This window comes from Mycobacterium sp. SM1 (genome assembly GCF_018361265.1).
GTDB lineage: Bacteria > Actinomycetota > Actinomycetes > Mycobacteriales > Mycobacteriaceae > Mycobacterium.
This window is the reverse complement of record NZ_JAFLNH010000005.1, coordinates 56,373-73,235: the sequence shown is the minus strand read 5'-3', so window position 1 is coordinate 73,235 and position 16,863 is coordinate 56,373. Positions and strand designations below refer to the sequence as shown.

Below are 16,863 nucleotides of genomic sequence, written 5' to 3'. Positions count from 1 at the left end.
TCGCTCTGTCCCTTGCGGGCGCCGCAGGTGTCTGGTGTTGCCGCGGCCTCGCGAGTTGGTGCTACCTGGGTTCCGGCCCCGGGCGATGTCCTGCCCTGCGAACCCACAACGAGCATAGCGGGCCGATCTGACAACACCGGCCAGACACACTGGCTCCAAGCGCCGGGCTGCGCCCGGCGACGAACGGGATCGGCTAACCCCGCCATAAATGGCGAGGCTTGCGCCGAAGAAGGCCGGGTCAGCCGATCAACGCCGCCGCCGACGGTCCATGCCATGTGATCTCCCTGTGTGTGGTTAGGCGACTGCGGCGTGATCTGGGGGAGTAGTGCTCATCGCTTCGCGGCGCAGCGGCGAAGACGGGCCGAGCACCTTGATGCGCCCGATCGCCCCGCGGGCGTCTTTCATGTAGCCCTCGCCTTCGCGGCCGGGCACGACCTTGCCGTCGGCGCCTTTCGGTGAGGTGTTGGTTGTCAGGTCACGCACGATGTGCGGGTTGCGGTCCGGGTCGATGCCCAGCCACTTCAGTGATCGCTTGGCCAGGGTTTCGTCCCGGTGGCGCATCACGAACCGCATCGGGATCAGGTCCAGTGCGGTGCCAGCGGGGTAGTCGTTGACCGGGTCGTGGCTGCCTAAGATCAGCGAAATGTTGTCCTTGCGGCCATCGCGTGCCAGCCGCGCGGTACGGGCCAGCCCGGTCGCGGTGGAGGTGACGTGGTAAGCCTCATCTAGGGCAACCGCCGCTGGGCGGGCTTTGTTGAGCTGAAATGCTTGGCGCCCCAATTCCATCGACAGCCCATATATCGCCCGCCCGAAAACCTTGCTCGGGGACAACGCTTCCCGGCTGGCGGCCTCCTCGCCGGTAGGCACTTCGACCCGGTTGGTGCGGATGACGATGCCTTGGGTGTTCAAATCCAGCGACGGCAGGTTGGGGTCGAACAGCGCGGCCGCATAGCGCCGCCCCGACCAGTACGACAGGTGGCGGTGCAGCTCATCCCACCCCGCCGGCAGGGTTTTGCCGTCGGGCAGCTTGCCGGCGTTGGTGCCGCGCTCGAGCACGGCGAGCAGCTCCGGAATCGAGCGCACACCCCACTCGGGGCGCAGCACTTCACCGAGCGTCATGCCCATGGGGGAGTTGGCTTCGCACTCAAACAGCGGGGTCAGCAGTTCGACGGCGGCATCGACACCGATATCGGCGTTGAAGGTGCGCAGCGGATCCATCGACCACTGCGGCCTCATCAAGTCGATGATCGCGTGCCGCCCCAAGGTTGCTGCCGGTCGGGCGTATTCGCCGGAATCGGTACGGTCGATGGCCAAGAACTGCCCACCGATATCGACCAGGTGAAAAAGCATGTACATGATCAGCCAGGTCTTGCCCGCACCCAGTTCACCGGCGATCGCCACCGCCGAAGAGGCGTCTTTGAGCGGCTCGCGCCACCACTCCAGGTGCACCGGCTGATTGCGCCGACCCGACAAGTTCAAGGCGATGATCGGGCCCTGGGCATCACCGACTGCGTTGGTCGCGAACGGCACGCTGGCTGCCGCGTATTCGCTGATGGTGACGTGGGAGAAATCCTCGACAACTCGCAGATTGGCGCCGCCGGGGTTCATCGCCGCCCATAACTCCCGCTGCCCGCCCAGCGGAGCGACCACCTTGATGCGGTTACGCTCAAAGGCCTGCACCAGTTTGAGCGCCCCGTCCTCGCAGCGGGCGCGGCTAGTGCCCGCGACAGCGAAGATCGGGCACAACGACACCTCGATCTCGTCGTCGTTGCTTTCCAGGTGAGTGTTGTATTCACCAAGCAGCAGCACCTGCTCACTCAAGGTGTCCTGGGCGAACGACACCTCCGAGTCACGTTCAGTCACCTGCTCGTTGAGCCGCCGCAGGTTTTTAGTGTTGCGCGCGATCGCCTGCTCACGGCTGGTCTTACTCACCCGGGCCGCCCAGTCGATATCGAACCCATCAACCCGATCAGCGATGGCGAAGAACTCAGAGCCGGGAAACTGCAGCCCTTCCAGTGGAAGCGCTTCGATGGCCAGCAGCGTCTGCCAGGATTCCGCCGCGCCGATGCGACCTGGCTGGGTGATCTTCACCAACGGCGCAAAGCTGCTCGGCCGCCACCGTTTCCGTTCACCGCGGCGCACACCCTCATCGAATTCGGCCATCGCAAAAGCGCCGGCCGGCGATGACACGTTCGACGAGATCGATGTTGGAAACACCTCCGGGCGCCCGCCGCGGGAAAGCGCATGATTCCACAGCCACACCATCTGCGCAGCGGTCAGCGGCTCGAATTTGAACACCGACGGCAGACGCGACACGATTTCTGCCGCCACGGCAGCAGCCTTGCTCATCTCGACCCGCTCACGTTCCATCGATCGCCGACCTGCCACCCTCAACCCGGTCAGGTCGGTGACCACATCGGAATCGGTGACAGGAAACGACACGAGGAAGATCCGCTCAGTAGCGCGCACCGCTGAGGAAAAGAACTCGTGCTTTCCTTCACACTCTTCACGCCACATCGGGTGCGTGTTGACATCCGTTCCAGCGATCGCCCGCGCCAAAATCTCGTCAGGGTTCATCGCGGCAATCACCCCGGCGATCACTGAGTTGTTCGGCAGAGCCCGGATCAAATTTTTGTGGTGGATGAGAGTGTCGTATTTGCGTTCGTCGCTGGTATACCCGTAGGGCAGACCGCTGAGCCGATAGTCGGCCCAAATCGACCCGTCCCGCATCCGGCGGAGGTTGCCCATAACGGAAACTGTCGGTTGCAGGTTCTGGTCGAGGTGGTTGGCCATATGCGGTGATCCTTAGTCGAGTCAATAAGGCGTGGTAGGCGATCAGGTGAAAAGCTCGGCGGCGGCGCTGCACGGCTCGGCGAACAAGTCATCGAACCCCTTGCCAGCGATAGCGACCGGCGCGCCCAGGTCAGCACGCGCGTGCCGTGCCCGTGACCTCGCCGGTGGCGCGCCGAACGCATCGAGGATGGTCACGGTCGGGCGCACTGTGGACACGGTTACGGCGGCGCGCATGTCATCGCCGGAGCTGATGCTCACCGGGCAGGTGTAAAGCAGCATGATCCGATGAATTCGCGTGCTGAACTTCACCGGCGAGTACGGCATGCGGCGCATCGCGCCAACCGCGACAGCTGTCAGACCGACACCGATCGCTCCAGTGAGCAGCGGCTGGCCGAACCGTGGCAGCAAAAACAGGGTGAGCAGGATACCGCCAACTAGGGCCATCAGTTCCGGAATGGGATAGGGCCCGCCTGGCAGCTTCCAGCGCCCATCGAACTTGGCGATGACGATGCGGACGCGGCTGGCCCGTGTGTACCACCTGGCGACGAACACGCTTAGCCCACCGGCCTATCGGGTTCCGCTGTTCGTGAGCCCTCCAACGGTGTCTTTTGACACCGCGCCCAGGGAGGGAAGCGAGCTAATCAAACCGATCAGCACGGCACCGACTGCAACGGTTTTCAGGGCAGCGGTTTTGTTCCTTCCGATGAAGTAGTGCGCGGCCGTCACAAGCGCGGTGCCACCCATCAGCAGATACACCGCGAAAGTGATGCCTTGGTTTTTGATATTGGCACCGATATCCCAGATCGGTGCGGCCACTGTCGTGATATGAGTGGCTGCGGCTGTGGCGCTGCCATCGAGCAGCATTGGCGCGATAGTGGTGATCATCTTTTAACTCCCTTCCGGGGCGCTAGTGGTGTAACTCCGTGGCGGTGTTGCCGTCGTAGTCGTGGTTGTGGACGTCGTCGATGTGGAGCCCGAAGGACCAGAATCGATCGGCACGATGATGCTCGGCGCATCGTTGATCCGATCGACTTGCCAATGGCCTGCGGCCACCGACATGACGAGCGGAAAATCCATTGGCATCAGAACACCGCTGGCGGTCTGCATGACGGCACGAACAGTGACCTCAATGCCATCGGCTTTAGGCGGAACATCTTGGGCTGTCGCCGCCTCGGAATTCGTCTGCACCCGCTCGATGGCCATCGTGGTGAACCGGGGAGGCTGCTGTGCAGTCAATGTGGAGTTGGCAGCGACATATGGTGTCAGGTCGCCCTGCCCGGTCAGCATCGCCGCAAGGAACCCGGAAACCGTCTTATACACCGGCCGGTCTTCGGAGACCAGTGTCTGGGTAGCCAGTTGCACTGGGCGGCCCGGTTTGCGGTCGGATCGCGCATGCGGAAGGGTGAACGCCCGGTACAGATTCTTGCTGTCAGCTGAGATGTCGACCTGTAGCTTCATTGCCACCGTCGATGCGGCGTTGGCGGCCTTCGGGATCTCGGCGTCGACGACTACCGAGTAGGTCTGAAAACCGTCTTTGAAAACACCAGGAAGACATGACGCAGCGCGCAGGGCGCGCCCGCCGGCGGGCAGCGCCGATACAGGTACTTCGCCGTCGTAGAACTGTTTGATCGCAGCGGTGTTAGACGGGTCTTTCAGATAGGTGTCGACGTAGCGGATTGCGTACGCCTCAACGGCTGTCAGCTGGTCGCGTTCAATGGACTCATCGACCGAATGTGGGCGGTGCAGGACGAGCAGTGCCACGGCCACAATCAGCGGGATATAGCTGACCATGATGAACGCTAAAAACGATCCTGTCGCGCGAGCGCGAAGCTCATCGGCGCGGATGCTGTCGCCGCCGGCAATCCGTAAAAACAGCGAGTCGAGGAATCGGTCCAGGGAGCGGGTCAGCATGCGGCCCCTATCGTTTGCTTTTCCAGGTGGTCGAGCAGCTGGGCGGCCAAGCTACGGTTGTCGATGATGTGGGCGATCAGGGCCACCGATTTGGATTCGTTGAGCGGGTCTGCCCGCAGTTGGTCCATGAGGTCGCGCAGTTGGTCGGAGTACGCACGCGCCGCTGCGTAGCTGCGGCGAATCGGCTGCCCCATGGGCGGGCCTCCAGAGGGGTCGGGGACCTGGGACGCCCTCTTATGCGGGGTGAATCGCCAATTTCACGACAACCGCATAGGTAACGAATCGATAACGCATATGCGCGTATGTCATCGCGATGTTCGCTAGACGCTTGACAGGGGGATTACGCTCGGCTCAGCTATCGCCGCTAGGCGGAAGCTATAGACGAGCGAGTCCCCCAGCCAGCCTTAGCTTGACACCGTATGCGCTGAGCGCATCGCCGCATATTCCGCGGCAACGCCCTGGCGGCCTCCCGCAGCATTCTTCACCCTGGTGCCGGTGCCGCGCGGCCCTGGGCCGGCCGAATCTACCGCAATGCGCAGCAACTCCCGACAACGGCACACACCAATTCCCTGACAACCGCCCCGACAACCGCACACACCCACTTCGCCACCACTGTTTGTGACGTCAATCACACCTGATGGTGGTCCTTGTCAACCGCTTCAAAAACCGCTCCGCAAACCCCGCCAACAACTTCCGCGGATTCCATAAGCGCGTCACCCACCCACGACGCCAAGGAATCCAATGACCATCTGGGACCAAATCGCCGACCAGGCACACCGCCTGCTTACCCGGCCACGCCGCGGCGACCTCACGCCCGCAGTCACCCTCATCCAATCCCTGCACCACAACCCTCCCGAAGCGCCCAACGCCATCTGCTCGCGCCTCGACACCGCCACCACAGTCCTTCCCACCCTCGCCCGCTACGCCCGCAACGGCGACCCCCACGCACTGCTCATGGCCGCAGTACTCATGCGCCATCCACTGCGCCGCATCGCCGAGTTCGCCGATCCCGACGGCTACCTGTCCACCGACCGCGACGCCCGCGACAACGACACCCTGGCCATCTTTTTCACCCTCATCCGCACCGCGGCCGAACCCCAGATCCTCACCGCCCGCTACCTCTACAACGCCACCCTGCGTAAAGTCCTCGCCGCCCGCCCACGCACCGGAACACCCGCGGTGGCAACCCGCGTCGACCCACACGCCACCATCCTCGACCGCGCCGACCACGGCACCGAAGACGACCACACCGCACACCTACTCACCCAGGCCCGCGACCGCCGCATCATCACCGCACTCGAGTACGAGACCCTCAAGGCGCTCTACCTCAACTCGGACATCTTCAGCCCCCACACCGCCGCCCACACCCTCGGCGCCAACGTTGCAGCCGTGGAACGCCGCGCACAACGCGCCATACGCAAACTCAGCACCCACTTCCAGACCGCAACAGCCGCAGCATGACAACCCACCGCTACTCAACGGCCGCATGCCTGCTATTCACCGCCGGCCTGCTGCTCTACAACACGCCACACGCCCAGGCCGCCGAAGACTGCCCCGCAGTCGAAGCGATCGCCGTACCCGGCACCACACAAACCAACCCGCACGCCGACCCCAGCAAGCCAGTCGGAATCCTCGGCAGCATCCTCGAGCCACTCAAACAGCACTCCCGCATCACCATCAACACCTACTACACCCCATACCCGGCAACCATCTTCGGCGGCACAGAAGGCGGCGGATACCTCGGCTCCAAACAAGCCGGCATCGACAGCGCAAACGCCCACATGAGGACCGTCGCAAGCCGCTGCCCATCCACCCGATTCCTGCTCACCGGCTACAGCCAAGGCGCAGACATCGCCGGAGACATCGCCGCAGCAATCGGCCACAACAAAGGCGCCATCCCCGCCGACCGCCTCCTCGGCGCAGCCCTGATAGCCGACCCCTCACAATCACCTGTAGGCCAACCCACTATCGGCCTCAACAAGCCCGGCATAGGCTTCGCCGGCGTGCGCAGCGGCGGCTTCGGATCTCTGACCCAACGCAACGGCATCCTGTCGATCTGCGCCCCCCTGGACTACTTCTGCAACCTGCCTCAAACCGACCTGGTGATGCGCTTCATCGGCCACCTCGGTTCCCACCTCGACGCCTCCGACCCGGCCGGATCAGCCCAAAAACTCGCCTCCATCTTCATGGCAGGCCTTGTCGCCCCCGCCGCCGCCGCCATCAACCAGATCGTTCAACTCGTCAGCGACCCCGGCCTGATTCCCAACCTCATCCACCGCGGCGCGGCCTTCGCTGAAGCCCTCGCCCAGCAGCTGTTCTGGCTCGGCGACCCCCAAGTAGCCGCCACCGCCTCAGACCTCGTCAACACCGCCACCCAAGTCATCAACCTTGTCCAATTACGCGCCTGGACCGCGATCCCCGCACTCATCACCGCGATAGCCACCAAAGCCGCCGCCGTCAGCGCCGCCCTGTCACAAATGCAAGACAAGATCACCACCGTCAACGTGAGCGGCTTCGGCCCCGTCGGCACCAAACTGGCCCACCCCGGACCCAACTTCAGCGACCTGGTCACCGCAGTCATCAACGCCATCTCCGTCGCCACCGGCGGCATCGGAACCCAAGCCACCGGCATCTTCGGGCCAACCTTCTCCCAGTTCACCGCCACCACCGTCGCATCCGCCCTCAAACACTTCGCCGAATTCATCAACGGCAACTTCCACAACGACTACGACACCATGCCTCTCGATCAAGCCGGCCACACCGGCACCCAACTCGTCCAGCGCTACTTCTTCAACCAACTCAACAAACTCGTCTGAAAGGTCGAACCGACCGATGACCGAAACCCCTACACGACACCACGTCGCGGCCACTCAAGACACCAGCCAGCCCACCACAGCCATCGGGCGCAACTAGCGATGAAAGGTGCCTCCAACACGGATTACAGGCTGTGGCTGCTATGCGGCGACGACGGCGTAATCACCCTCACCGGCTGGACTGAAACCACCGGCAACGACACTTCCGCCAAGATAGAACACTGGCCCATCTACACCCTCTGCCAACACCGCAGCCAGCTCGCCGATCGCCTCACCGAACTCGGCTTAGACCTAGCAGCCGGAGCTGATATAAACGACCTCGACCACAACTGGGACGTCTACGTCAGACACCCCGACATCGCCGCGCTACGCACCCAACTCAACCGTGAACAAACCCATGCCGCCGACTAGCCGCAACGCTGCGACTCACCCCGCATTCAGACCGCCACACACCCCCCTTTGAACCATGTAGGCGTCCCACCCGAAACGTTTACAGTCAGACAAACACATCACCTAACCAGTGGTGCGCCAAAGTGCAACAACGCCCGCGCCCAGACCATCCACACACTCGCAGCCAGACCGCCGAAATCTGCGCTCAGCGCACCACTAAGACCATCGCTCTAACCAGTCTTTGAGTCCCACACACGGTTGCGCCAAGCCCGCCACGCACTGAAAAAAACACACCATTTTCGAACCGCCAATACGGCTGCACTAGCCCCTAGCAAGGCATGCCATCGACGGTGCGCGACACGCCATGCGCCAGGCGCGCCAAGGCGCGCCAAGCCGAGTTGCGTCCAGGGAGGTGGTGTACGACCCGCTGATTAGCGGGTGTGTCGCAGCCCAGTAGAGGGCGGTCATCGCGTGATCCTTCGAAACGACGGATCAAGTCACCCGAAGGAGAACAACGCGATGACCAACCACCACCCTATCGATGTTGAGAAGCTGTTGGAGGAGCAACTCGCTACGGCGAGCCCAGATTTGCTGCGGGCGCTGTTGTCGACGTTTATTCAGGCCCTGATGGGCGCGGAGGCCGACGCGGTGTGCAGCGCTGGCTATGGGCAACGTAGTCCGGGTCGCACCAATCGGCGCAACGGGTATCGGCCTCGGGATTTCGATACCCGCGTCGGCACGATCAAGCTGGCAATTCCCAAGTTGCGCCAGGGGAGCTATTTCCCGGACTGGCTGCTGGAGCGGCGCAAGCGGGCCGAGCGGGCGCTGACCAGTGTGGTGGCGACCTGCTATCTGCTCGGTGTGTCCACCCGGCGCATGGAGCGCCTCGTCGAATCCCTCGGCGTGACAAGCCTTTCTAAATCGCAGGTCTCGGTCATGGCTGCCGAGCTCGATGAGGCGGTGGAGGCGTTTCGCACCCGCCCACTGGATGCCGGCCCCTACACGTTTGTGGCCGCGGACGCCCTGGTGCTCAAGGTGCGCGAGGGCGGGCGGGTGGTCGGGGTGCACACCCTGATCGCCACCGGCGTCAACGCCGAGGGCTACCGCGAAATCCTGGGCGTGCAGGTCACCTCCGCCGAGGATGCAGCGGGCTGGTTGGCGTTCTTCCGCGACCTGGTGGCTCGCGGGCTGTCCGGGGTGGCCCTGGTCACCAGTGACGCCCATCCCGGGCTGGTCGAGGCCATTGGCGCCACCTTGCCCGGAGCGGCCTGGCAGCGCTGCCGCACCCATTACGCGGTCATTAACCGGCCCTCGCGGCCGGAGTCAAGAAGGCAGATCGGTCGAGTGATGGCGGCGTAGTCGTTGGAGGTGTTGATCGAGATTGGCCGCGACGCGCTGATGCCGGGCGGCCTCGTCGTCCCAGCCGCGGGCGTGGGCATCGGCTTGCAGGGCGCGGATGTCGTCGAGTTGCGCGCTGATCGTCGTGGTGGCCGCTGGGTCGGGGACGAAGAAGTCGCACTGTTCGCAGATGTTGGCGTAGGGGCAAGGCCCGGCGGCTTTGGGCCGGGCGCAAAAGCCGTGCGCGAGCCGGGTTTTGAGCATCTCGGCGTGCAGCCAGGCGACCTTGTCAGGTACCGGCGGTGCGGCGTTGACGGCGGTCAGTGGCAGCAGTTGACCGGCGCGGCCCTTGTCCATCGCCGCCTGGTAGGCACTGCGGATGGTCGGGGTGGTGAGCGTGGCGTAGCGCAACGTCATCTCCGGGGTGACGTGGCCCATGAGCGCCATCAGCGCGGGTAACCCGATACCGCCGTTGATCAGGCTGGTGCCGAAGGTGTGCCGCAGCTGGTGTGGGGTGACGTGCAGCGCTTTCCGTCGCGGCCGCGCAGCCCGGCGGCGGCGACGGCATCGAGCAGGCCCTTGCGCAGCCGGAATGACGTTGGCCGACGGCCGTGTTCGAGGAATAAGAACTCAGTTAGCCGGCCGCCGCGGGGGTGAGGCAGCGCAGGCTGGCGGCCCCGTTGGGCGATCCAGGCGTCGATCACCTGCACGGTGTCCGGCTCCAGCGGCACCATGCGTTCGGAGTTCAGCTTGCCGACCGGCACTCGCAGCCAGGTGCCATGCCCGGCGAAGTCCAGCAGGCAGTCCAGTTCCAGGTCGAGCAGTTCGCCGAGGCGCATGCCGGTGGCGCGTAGCAGCAGCAGGCCGGTACGCACGAGTGCGTCATCGAGGTTGGCGACGGCCGTCGTCAGCGCCCGGTCGACGTCTGGGGTCAGGGCTCGGGGCAGCGCGTCGGGGGTGCGTGGGATGTCGGCGTAGAACAGCAGCCGCCGCGGCGGGGCCGACGGCCAGCCCCAGCCGGCGATGTCTTCGAAGAAGCAGCGCAGGTCGACCACGTCTTGGTGGAACGCGACCACGCCGATGGTGCGGCGCTGGCGGTTCTTGCCGCGCCACGGCCGGGCCCGCGCCCACGCCAGATACGGCTCAATATGGCGGGTCCGTTCGATCTCCTGCAGCCGGGTCACTTCGGGGTGGTGCTCAGCGAGGTAGTCGAAGAACACCCGCAGCGCCTTGGTTCGCCCGGCCACGGTGTAGGGGCGCAGCGTGGTGGTGATCGTCTGCACATAGCGAACGACCTCGGTGCGGATCAGCGGCTGGCGCACACCGGAGGCATGCACGAGTGGCCCGACCGCCACCGGTCGGCTCTGCCGCGGCGGGGTGCTCAGGCTGCCGAGCTGATAACAGGCCTGCTGCAAGGCGAACAGCCGGGTGCGGGCATGGTGGCGCGCCGAGGCAGACAGCGCGGCCGATCCATCCAATTGTCCGAGCACACAGGCGAAGTCGTCCTCGGTCAACCGCCGCACGGGTTTTCCCACGTGCAGGCAAATCGTCGAGGCGGCCAGCAGCCCGACCTGACGCTGCCAGTTGGCACTCCAGCCCAGCACCGCGGCGGCCTCGGCGACTGCGGCCACGTTGTCGGGCTCGTGGGCAGCCCACTCGACCGGTAGCCCGCACCCGGCTGGTTTGGCCAGCAGTAGCTCCACGTCGGGGACCAGGTGCCGCTGAATGAAACACCACGAGACGAACGACCACGCTTTGAACCGGTGTAGGTCTGTCAGCCGGGCAGGAGTGGGCCGACGCATCCACACCGCCAGGTCGGAAAAGCGGTCCACGAAGCGGCGCGCACTGCGACGCCGTGCGAATCGCACACTCGCGCAAAGCGACACCGCCTCGACGTGCGCGTCGTAGGCAGCGATCAGCCCGGCTGCGCCGGGCAACGGCGCGGCGTCGGCCGCGCTAACCGCGACACTTACCACGGCGATGCCTTGCGAGCGGTGCTGTACTCGGCGCAGAGGGTCTCAGCCGATAGGTGCACGTATTTTCCCGTTGTCTCGGGGCTGGCATGTCCCATCAAGTCCCGCAGCACCAGCAGGTCGATCCCGGCCGCGGCCAACTGTGTGCCGTAGGTGTGGCGCAGCCGGTGGGGGCGCACCCGGGCTGCGCCCGAGCTGGCCCGGTGGGTGCGGAAGATTCGACGCATCCCAGCCTCGGTCAACGGCTGCCCTGCGGTCGGCCCGCGCAGCACGACAAAACACTGCTCGGTCGTGCAATCTGTTGGACGCTCAAGCCGTAGATAAGCAGCCAGTTCAGCGAAGAACGGCCGGTCCACCGGAACCACCCGTTCCCGACCACCCTTGCCGGCCACCCGCAACTGCCGGCGGGCGATGTCCACCTCGGCCAACAGCAGACCGCGGACCTCGGCGGCGCGTAGTCCGCCGAGCAGCATCAGCAGCACCATCGCGCGGTCGCGATGGGTGCCCAGGTCAGTCAGAAACGCCTCAATCTCAGCCAGCTCAAGGCTTTCCGGCAATAGCCGCTGCTGGCGCACCAGCCGGCCGCCTGACCGCGAGTGACGAGCCCGGATATGGCCCAGCAAGCCCCGACGCGCCCGAAGCCCGCTGGTGCGCCGCGCCGCCGGCACCGGACTGGCCATCACCACGCCAGTGATCACCGCGAACTCGAACAGGGCCCGCACCGCGGCGATGCGCCGGTTCTGCGTCGCGGCAGCGGCGCCCCGCCGCTCGGATAACCGGACCACTGTCGAACCCGCAGTGCGCTTGGGCTGGGTCTGCCAGTCCAGATAATCAAACAAGTCGGTCGGCCGCACCTCGGCCAGACCAACGCCCTGCCCGGTGAGAAACCGCAAAAAGTTCAACACGTCATACGCATACGCGCGTCGCGTCGCCCGAGCGAAGTTTCTGCCCTGCAGATGCGCCAAGAACCGGTTCACCACCGCGACGTCGTCGCGCTGCCCAGCGGCAACCTCACCGGCAATCAGAAAGACGTCTCCATCGCCGGCCACCCGAAGCCCCATCGGCACCTCCACACGGAAAGCCACCGACCTCCAGTGTCAACACACACGAGCCCCACTAGTGGGACCTCACCTGCGCCGAGCGTGTCGCCCCTGCGAGGGCCGGTTAACGGATAACCTGATGACCGTCACCCCGAAATCGTCCTGGCCGTGGGTGCGCACCCTGCTGCACTCGATCTTCGACCAGCCTGACGCGGAATCTGTTGCAGCTCAGTATGATCGAGTACTCGACGCGCTGAGTGGCAAGCTGCCGAAAGTGGCTGAGCACCTTGATGCCGCCCGCGCCGAGCTGCTGGCGTTCACCGCCTTCCCCAAACAGATCTGGCGCCAGATTTGGTCGAATAATCCCCAGGAGCGGCTCAACAAAGAGATCCGGCGCCGAACCGACGTGGTGGGCATCTTCCCCGATCGCAGTGCGATCATCCGCCTCGTCGGCGCGGTGTTAGCTGAACAGCACGACGAATGGATCGAAGGCCGCCGCTACCTTGGCCTCGACGTGCTCACCCGATCCCGCGCAGTGCTGGCCACCACCGACCAACCGGTCGATGACCAGTCCGGCACCACCACGCCGGCATTGATGGCCTAAACTCCCACCCGAAGGGTCACGCATCGAGCGAACTCATACACCACCACTCCGGACTTGGCCCCAAGCCGCGCCACACACCACACGGACGAAGCCGCATCAGGGTTCGCGCTCCCGGCCACGGTCACGCTGGCGTGCGCGGCGCGCGGCGGCGCGCCGCTCGGCTTCCGCGCGCGCCGCGGCCAGCCTCTCATCGCGTGACTGCGCGGCACGCCGGTGGGCGGCGCGGTCGCGGGCCCGGATCGCGCGCCGCCGCGCCGGGTCCCGGGTCGTGTCGCGTGCGGGTTAAGCCGTGCGCGCGTTCGAACTCGGCGGCGATGCTCATCGCCCGGCGGTAATCGACGACCATAGGGGACGTAGCGCGGCGGACCCCGGGCTTTAGCCCTGGGGGTGAGCGCGTCAAAGTGTGGGCTTTAAGTGGCCGCTGGCACGCGTGTTTCTGGCGTGTCGTCGCGTTAGATAGGCGCAACCTGTCTACTGTTGTCGGGTATGGGTGTTACGTTGCGGACGAACGCGAATATCGCGTTTCAGTGCGCGTATCACGTTGTGTGGTGCCCGAAGTACCGGCGCCGAGTTATCGGCGGGCGTATGGAGGAGCGGCTTAAGGAGATCATCGCTGAGGTGATCACCGAGAAGGGGGCGTGGTTGATCGAGATGGAGGCCATGCCTGATCACGTGCACCTGTTGGTGGAGGTGGACCCGCAGTTCGGCGTGCACAAACTGGTGAAGGCCATCAAGGGCCGCTCGTCGCGGGTGCTGCGCGAAGAGTTCCCGTGGCTGAAGTCACGGTTGCCGTCGCTGTGGACGAACTCGTACTTCGTCGCCACTGTTGGTGGTGCCCCGCTGTCGGTGGTCAAACGCTACGTCGAGTCACAGAAGGACCGCTGAACCATGCTGACGGGGCGGCGGTTTCGGGTCGAGTTCACCGGTGAGCAGGCTGAGTTCGCCGAGCGGATCGGCGCGGCGTGCCGGGCGGTGTGGAACACCGGTTTGGAGCAGCGCCGCGAGTACCGCCGCCGCGGAGCGTGGATGAACTACCCCAGGCAGTGCAAAGAGTTGGCTGAAGCCAAGGCTGAGCATCCGTGGCTCAAAGATGTTCCGGGGCATTGCTTGCAGCAGACGTTGATGGATCTGGACCGGGCGTGCCGCCAGCATGGCACATGGAAGGTGCGGTGGCGTTCGGGGCGCAGGTGGGCGCCGTCGTTCCGGTTTCCCGAGGGCTCCAAGATGGCCGTGGAGAAGCTCAACCGTGGGCATGCCCGGATCAAGTTGCCCAAGCTGGGCTGGGTGAAGTTCCGCGCCAGCCGCAGCCTCGATGGCGAGACTGTCCGTTCGGCCACCCTCACCAGAGAGGGTCGGCATTGGTTCATCTCGGTGTTGGTCGACGACGGCCGCCAGACCCCCGAGATCCACCCGGTGCCGGGTGCGGCGGTGGGGGTGGATCGTGGTGTGGCGGCGGCGATCGCCACCAGCCACGGGGATCTGATCGACCGCCAGTTTGTGACCGCTGGGGAGCGTCGTCGTGTGGTGGCGCTGCAACGCAAATTGTCCCGCGCATCCAGGGGCTCGGCCAACCGGGACAAAGCTCGGGCGGCGTTGGCGGCGGTGCGGGCCCGCGAGCGCCGCCGCCGCCTGGATTTCTGCGCTCAGACCGCCCACCAGCTTGCTGCTACCAACTCCGTGGTGGTGATCGAAGATCTCAAGACCAAGCAGATGACGAAATCGGCGAAAGGAACTGTCGAATCGCCCGGGCGCAATGTCAGAGCGAAGTCCGGGCTCAACCGCGCCATCCTGGACAAAGGCTGGCATCAGTTCGCGTTGGCACTAGCCTCGGCGGCCCGCTATACCGGGACCACCGTCGTGAATGTGCCGGCGGCCTACACATCGCAACGCTGCTCAGCGTGCAGGCAAGTGGACCCGAAATCCCGTGAGAGCCAAGCGGTATTCCGGTGCACCCACTGCTTACATACCGAGCACGCGGATGTGAACGCCGCGAGGAACATTCTGGCCGCAGGGCTTGCGGTCACCGCCTGTGAAGACCAACCAAGGCCCGCGGGCCGAGCGCGGTCACCGAAGCAGGAACCAGCAGGAAACCGCGAGGAATTACTGCTCCAACCCACCACTGCTGCACCCGCAGCATAAACCGGTTGGAATCCCCCGGCTTCAGCCGTGGGGAGGACGTCAAATCCGCGCGCGCGGCTGGGCCAGTCGCGCCCAGCTCCGCGCCGCCGGTTTCCCCGAGCCGCGCACCCGGGCCCGCAAACCGCCGGCCACCACCACCGCCGGCGACGGTGGTGGTGGTGGGCACACCGGCGCCGGCATGTGAGCGCCGCGCCGCCGCGAGGCCGCCCGCCCGCTGCCGTTCCCGGTGATTCCGGCGCGCGCGCCGCTGGCCGCGCCCGACCAACAACTAACGATCATTGACACGCCGCCCGGGTCGGCGCGCATCATCCAAGACGCCATCGACGCCGCGGATTTAGTGCTGGTGCCGTGCGGCGCCAGCCCAGCCGATGTGCAACGCCTGTGGCCGACGACGCTGGCGGTGAGCGCGCTTGACGTCCTCCCCACGGCTGAAGCCGGGGGATTCCAACCGGTTTATGCTGCGGGTGCAGCAGTGGTGGGTTGGAGCAGTAATTCCTCGCGGTTTCCTGCTGGTTCCTGCTTCGGTGACCGCGCTCGGCCCGCGGGCCTTGGTTGGTCTTCACAGGCGGTGAGCAGCAAGCTGGTGGGCGGTCTGAGCGCAGAAATCCAGGCGGCGGCGGCGCTCGCGGGCCCGCGGCCGACTTGAGTCGTGTCGTCGGATGTGCCCGAGGGGGGACTTGGCCACCTACGACACGGGTAACCGAGTTCGCAGTTGGCCGTGACGCGCTCGGGTGAACGGCGGGGGCGGATGTTTTACGGGTCAGGTGGGGACGATGGTGAACGCGGGCACATGGCGAGGCCGTACATTGTCGAAGTCCCTGCGGTTCACGGTGGCAATCGTGGTGATACCGAGGCGTTCGGCGACTGCTACCAGCGAGGCGTCGGTGCCGCCCAGCCGCCGATCGGCGTATTGCCGGACGAGTTCGGACATCCGCCGCAAGTCGGCGTCAGTAAGGTCCACTGGGCAGAATTGACGACCTGGCTCGCTGCCGACCGAATCGAGGAACTGTGCCTCGGCGATCGGACCGCCGAACCGGTCGATGAGGTAGCACGCCTCGGCCAGGACGGTGATCGGAAGGGCCAACTCGTCAGCCTGCCTGCACCTCCAACCAGCGGCGACAGAGTTCGTGTGCTGTGTCGGACCGATCCGCCAGCGCCACGATGACGTTGGTGTCTACCAGGATCACAACGGCCGGTCAGCGGCCGAAGCCGTCAGCAAACAGCTCGTCCACCCGCTGGGATAGGTCGTGGCGTCCGCTGTCGAAGCTTCCGACGAACTCAGGCAGCCGTCGGCGACCGGCGTCAGCAGCGCTAGAGCGGGACTGCGCAATCGGCTCGACTGCGCGTAGCGCACGCTCGGCCTGCTCGTCGTCCATAGCGTCAACAAGCAGGTGTAGCCGCTCGCGGGTGGTCATGGATTCATTGTGCCAGGCCAACGCGACATGCGGGGCGTTGTCGCGGTCCGCTGCGCCACCGCTAACTGCGAGTCCACGTTCATCGGATCAGTTGACCCTCGGCTGCTGCCCCCAGCGCCAGTCGGCGGGCCGTATGAGCATGCGCACTGACGCCGGTCGCGCCTTGATGTCGTGGGGCGGGCCTGCTCTGTCGAGACGATTGAGTAGCTGGGCGACAAGCGGGTACGACGTCGCGTCGAGGTGGCTGGGCCGGGGGTATGTGGTGGTCGGCGTGACCCTCACCGCCGAACGTCACGGCAGTGAGGACGGCGAGACGGTGTCGCAGGTGATCGGGTTCGGTTCTCAGCTGAACACTCAGCCCGCAGTCGCGAAATCCGCTGGCGCGCGGGATGAATCCACCGTGTGCAACACGTGGCGGCATCGACCACGCCGTTCCCAATGTGACTA

The 16,863-nt window shown here is 65.3% G+C and carries 16 protein-coding genes and 2 pseudogenes; 8 read left to right on the top strand and 10 right to left on the bottom strand.

Features of this window, described 5'->3' with window-relative positions; translation table 11 throughout:
• Window positions 1–294: 294 nt before the first annotated feature.
• From MSM1_RS20465 to MSM1_RS20445, 5 genes are all read right to left on the bottom strand, one after another.
• Window positions 295–2,748, bottom strand: a complete 2,454-nt coding sequence (locus MSM1_RS20465; protein ID WP_236057301.1) for an ATP-binding protein — start codon at window positions 2,746–2,748, stop codon at window positions 295–297.
• Between the two features lie 87 nt (window positions 2,749–2,835).
• Window positions 2,836–3,345, bottom strand: a complete 510-nt coding sequence (locus tag MSM1_RS20460; protein ID WP_213445963.1) for a hypothetical protein — start codon at window positions 3,343–3,345, stop codon at window positions 2,836–2,838.
• Window positions 3,346–3,360: 15 nt separating this feature from the next.
• Window positions 3,361–3,678, bottom strand: coding sequence for a hypothetical protein (locus MSM1_RS20455; protein ID WP_213445961.1), 318 nt, complete (start codon window positions 3,676–3,678; stop codon window positions 3,361–3,363).
• Between the two features lie 3 nt (window positions 3,679–3,681).
• Window positions 3,682–4,704, bottom strand: a complete 1,023-nt coding sequence (locus MSM1_RS20450; protein ID WP_213445959.1) for a conjugal transfer protein — start codon at window positions 4,702–4,704, stop codon at window positions 3,682–3,684.
• Window positions 4,698–4,898 (bottom strand): hypothetical protein, encoded by a 201-nt coding sequence (locus MSM1_RS20445; RefSeq protein ID WP_213445957.1) that lies wholly within the window; start codon window positions 4,896–4,898, stop codon window positions 4,698–4,700. The genes MSM1_RS20450 and MSM1_RS20445 overlap by 7 nt, the downstream gene beginning before the upstream one ends.
• Window positions 4,899–5,445: 547 nt before the next feature.
• On the opposite strand from MSM1_RS20445, the gene MSM1_RS20440 reads away from it, so the two are divergent.
• From MSM1_RS20440 to MSM1_RS20425, 4 genes and pseudogenes are all read left to right on the top strand, one after another.
• Entirely contained in the window at window positions 5,446–6,165 is a 720-nt protein-coding gene (locus tag MSM1_RS20440; RefSeq protein WP_213445955.1) for a hypothetical protein, read from the top strand.
• Window positions 6,162–7,520 (top strand): cutinase family protein, encoded by a 1,359-nt coding sequence (locus MSM1_RS20435; RefSeq protein ID WP_213445953.1) that lies wholly within the window; start codon window positions 6,162–6,164, stop codon window positions 7,518–7,520. The genes MSM1_RS20440 and MSM1_RS20435 overlap by 4 nt, the downstream gene beginning before the upstream one ends.
• A gap of 99 nt (window positions 7,521–7,619) precedes the next feature.
• A complete protein-coding gene (locus MSM1_RS20430) occupies window positions 7,620–7,928 on the top strand; it encodes a hypothetical protein (RefSeq protein ID WP_213445951.1) in 309 nt (102 codons plus the stop codon).
• Between the two features lie 498 nt (window positions 7,929–8,426).
• Window positions 8,427–9,203: pseudogene (locus MSM1_RS20425) on the top strand (IS256 family transposase); the annotation flags it as partial.
• A gap of 27 nt (window positions 9,204–9,230) precedes the next feature.
• Here the strand turns inward: MSM1_RS20425 and MSM1_RS22275 are convergent.
• Genes MSM1_RS22275 through MSM1_RS20410 form a run of 3 tightly spaced genes read right to left on the bottom strand, consistent with a single transcriptional unit; the run spans window position 9,231 to window position 12,303 of the window.
• Window positions 9,231–9,692, bottom strand: coding sequence for a hypothetical protein (locus MSM1_RS22275; RefSeq protein WP_236057383.1), 462 nt, complete (start codon window positions 9,690–9,692; stop codon window positions 9,231–9,233).
• A 29-nt stretch (window positions 9,693–9,721) separates the two neighbouring features.
• Entirely contained in the window at window positions 9,722–11,221 is a 1,500-nt protein-coding gene (locus MSM1_RS22270; RefSeq protein WP_307857464.1) for a tyrosine-type recombinase/integrase, read from the bottom strand.
• Window positions 11,215–12,303, bottom strand: a complete 1,089-nt coding sequence (locus MSM1_RS20410; RefSeq protein ID WP_307857352.1) for a tyrosine-type recombinase/integrase — start codon at window positions 12,301–12,303, stop codon at window positions 11,215–11,217. The genes MSM1_RS22270 and MSM1_RS20410 overlap by 7 nt, the downstream gene beginning before the upstream one ends.
• A gap of 67 nt (window positions 12,304–12,370) precedes the next feature.
• On the opposite strand from MSM1_RS20410, the pseudogene MSM1_RS20405 reads away from it, so the two are divergent.
• The 4 genes and pseudogenes from MSM1_RS20405 to MSM1_RS20390 form a co-directional block, all read left to right on the top strand.
• Window positions 12,371–12,862, top strand: a pseudogene (locus tag MSM1_RS20405) (transposase); the annotation flags it as partial.
• Between the two features lie 486 nt (window positions 12,863–13,348).
• Entirely contained in the window at window positions 13,349–13,747 is a 399-nt protein-coding gene (tnpA, locus tag MSM1_RS20400; RefSeq protein ID WP_213445933.1) for an IS200/IS605 family transposase, read from the top strand.
• A gap of 3 nt (window positions 13,748–13,750) precedes the next feature.
• Window positions 13,751–15,001 (top strand): RNA-guided endonuclease TnpB family protein, encoded by a 1,251-nt coding sequence (locus tag MSM1_RS20395; protein ID WP_213445949.1) that lies wholly within the window; start codon window positions 13,751–13,753, stop codon window positions 14,999–15,001.
• 226 nt (window positions 15,002–15,227) lie between these two features.
• The gene (locus MSM1_RS20390) at window positions 15,228–15,647 is read left to right on the top strand and encodes a hypothetical protein (protein WP_213445947.1); all 420 of its coding nucleotides are present in this window, start codon (window positions 15,228–15,230) and stop codon (window positions 15,645–15,647) included.
• 114 nt (window positions 15,648–15,761) lie between these two features.
• Here the strand turns inward: MSM1_RS20390 and MSM1_RS20385 are convergent, their stop codons facing one another.
• On the bottom strand, window positions 15,762–16,085 hold the full coding sequence (locus tag MSM1_RS20385; protein WP_236057299.1) for a PIN domain-containing protein: 324 nt from the start codon (window positions 16,083–16,085) through the stop codon (window positions 15,762–15,764).
• Between the two features lie 112 nt (window positions 16,086–16,197).
• Window positions 16,198–16,416 carry a hypothetical protein gene (locus MSM1_RS20380; RefSeq protein ID WP_213445945.1) on the bottom strand — a complete coding sequence of 73 codons (219 nt, stop codon included), beginning with the start codon at window positions 16,414–16,416 and terminating at the stop codon, window positions 16,198–16,200.
• Window positions 16,417–16,863: the final 447 nt, after the last annotated feature.

Bases quoted from the DNA above. Each gene is read 5' to 3' on its own strand.
- MSM1_RS20445 (WP_213445957.1), bottom strand. From the start codon at position 4,898: ATGGGGCAGCCGATTCGCCGCAGCTACGCAGCGGCGCGTGCGTACTCC.
- MSM1_RS20430 (WP_213445951.1), top strand. From the start codon at position 7,620: ATGAAAGGTGCCTCCAACACGGATTACAGGCTGTGGCTGCTATGCGGC.
- MSM1_RS20435 (WP_213445953.1), top strand. From the start codon at position 6,162: ATGACAACCCACCGCTACTCAACGGCCGCATGCCTGCTATTCACCGCC.
- MSM1_RS20395 (WP_213445949.1), top strand. From the start codon at position 13,751: ATGCTGACGGGGCGGCGGTTTCGGGTCGAGTTCACCGGTGAGCAGGCT.
- tnpA (WP_213445933.1), top strand. From the start codon at position 13,349: ATGGGTGTTACGTTGCGGACGAACGCGAATATCGCGTTTCAGTGCGCG.
- MSM1_RS20450 (WP_213445959.1), bottom strand. From the start codon at position 4,704: ATGCTGACCCGCTCCCTGGACCGATTCCTCGACTCGCTGTTTTTACGG.
- MSM1_RS20380 (WP_213445945.1), bottom strand. From the start codon at position 16,416: ATGACCACCCGCGAGCGGCTACACCTGCTTGTTGACGCTATGGACGAC.
- MSM1_RS22275 (WP_236057383.1), bottom strand. From the start codon at position 9,692: ATGGCGCTCATGGGCCACGTCACCCCGGAGATGACGTTGCGCTACGCC.
- MSM1_RS20455 (WP_213445961.1), bottom strand. From the start codon at position 3,678: ATGATCACCACTATCGCGCCAATGCTGCTCGATGGCAGCGCCACAGCC.
- MSM1_RS20440 (WP_213445955.1), top strand. From the start codon at position 5,446: ATGACCATCTGGGACCAAATCGCCGACCAGGCACACCGCCTGCTTACC.
- MSM1_RS20465 (WP_236057301.1), bottom strand. From the start codon at position 2,748: ATGGGCAACCTCCGCCGGATGCGGGACGGGTCGATTTGGGCCGACTAT.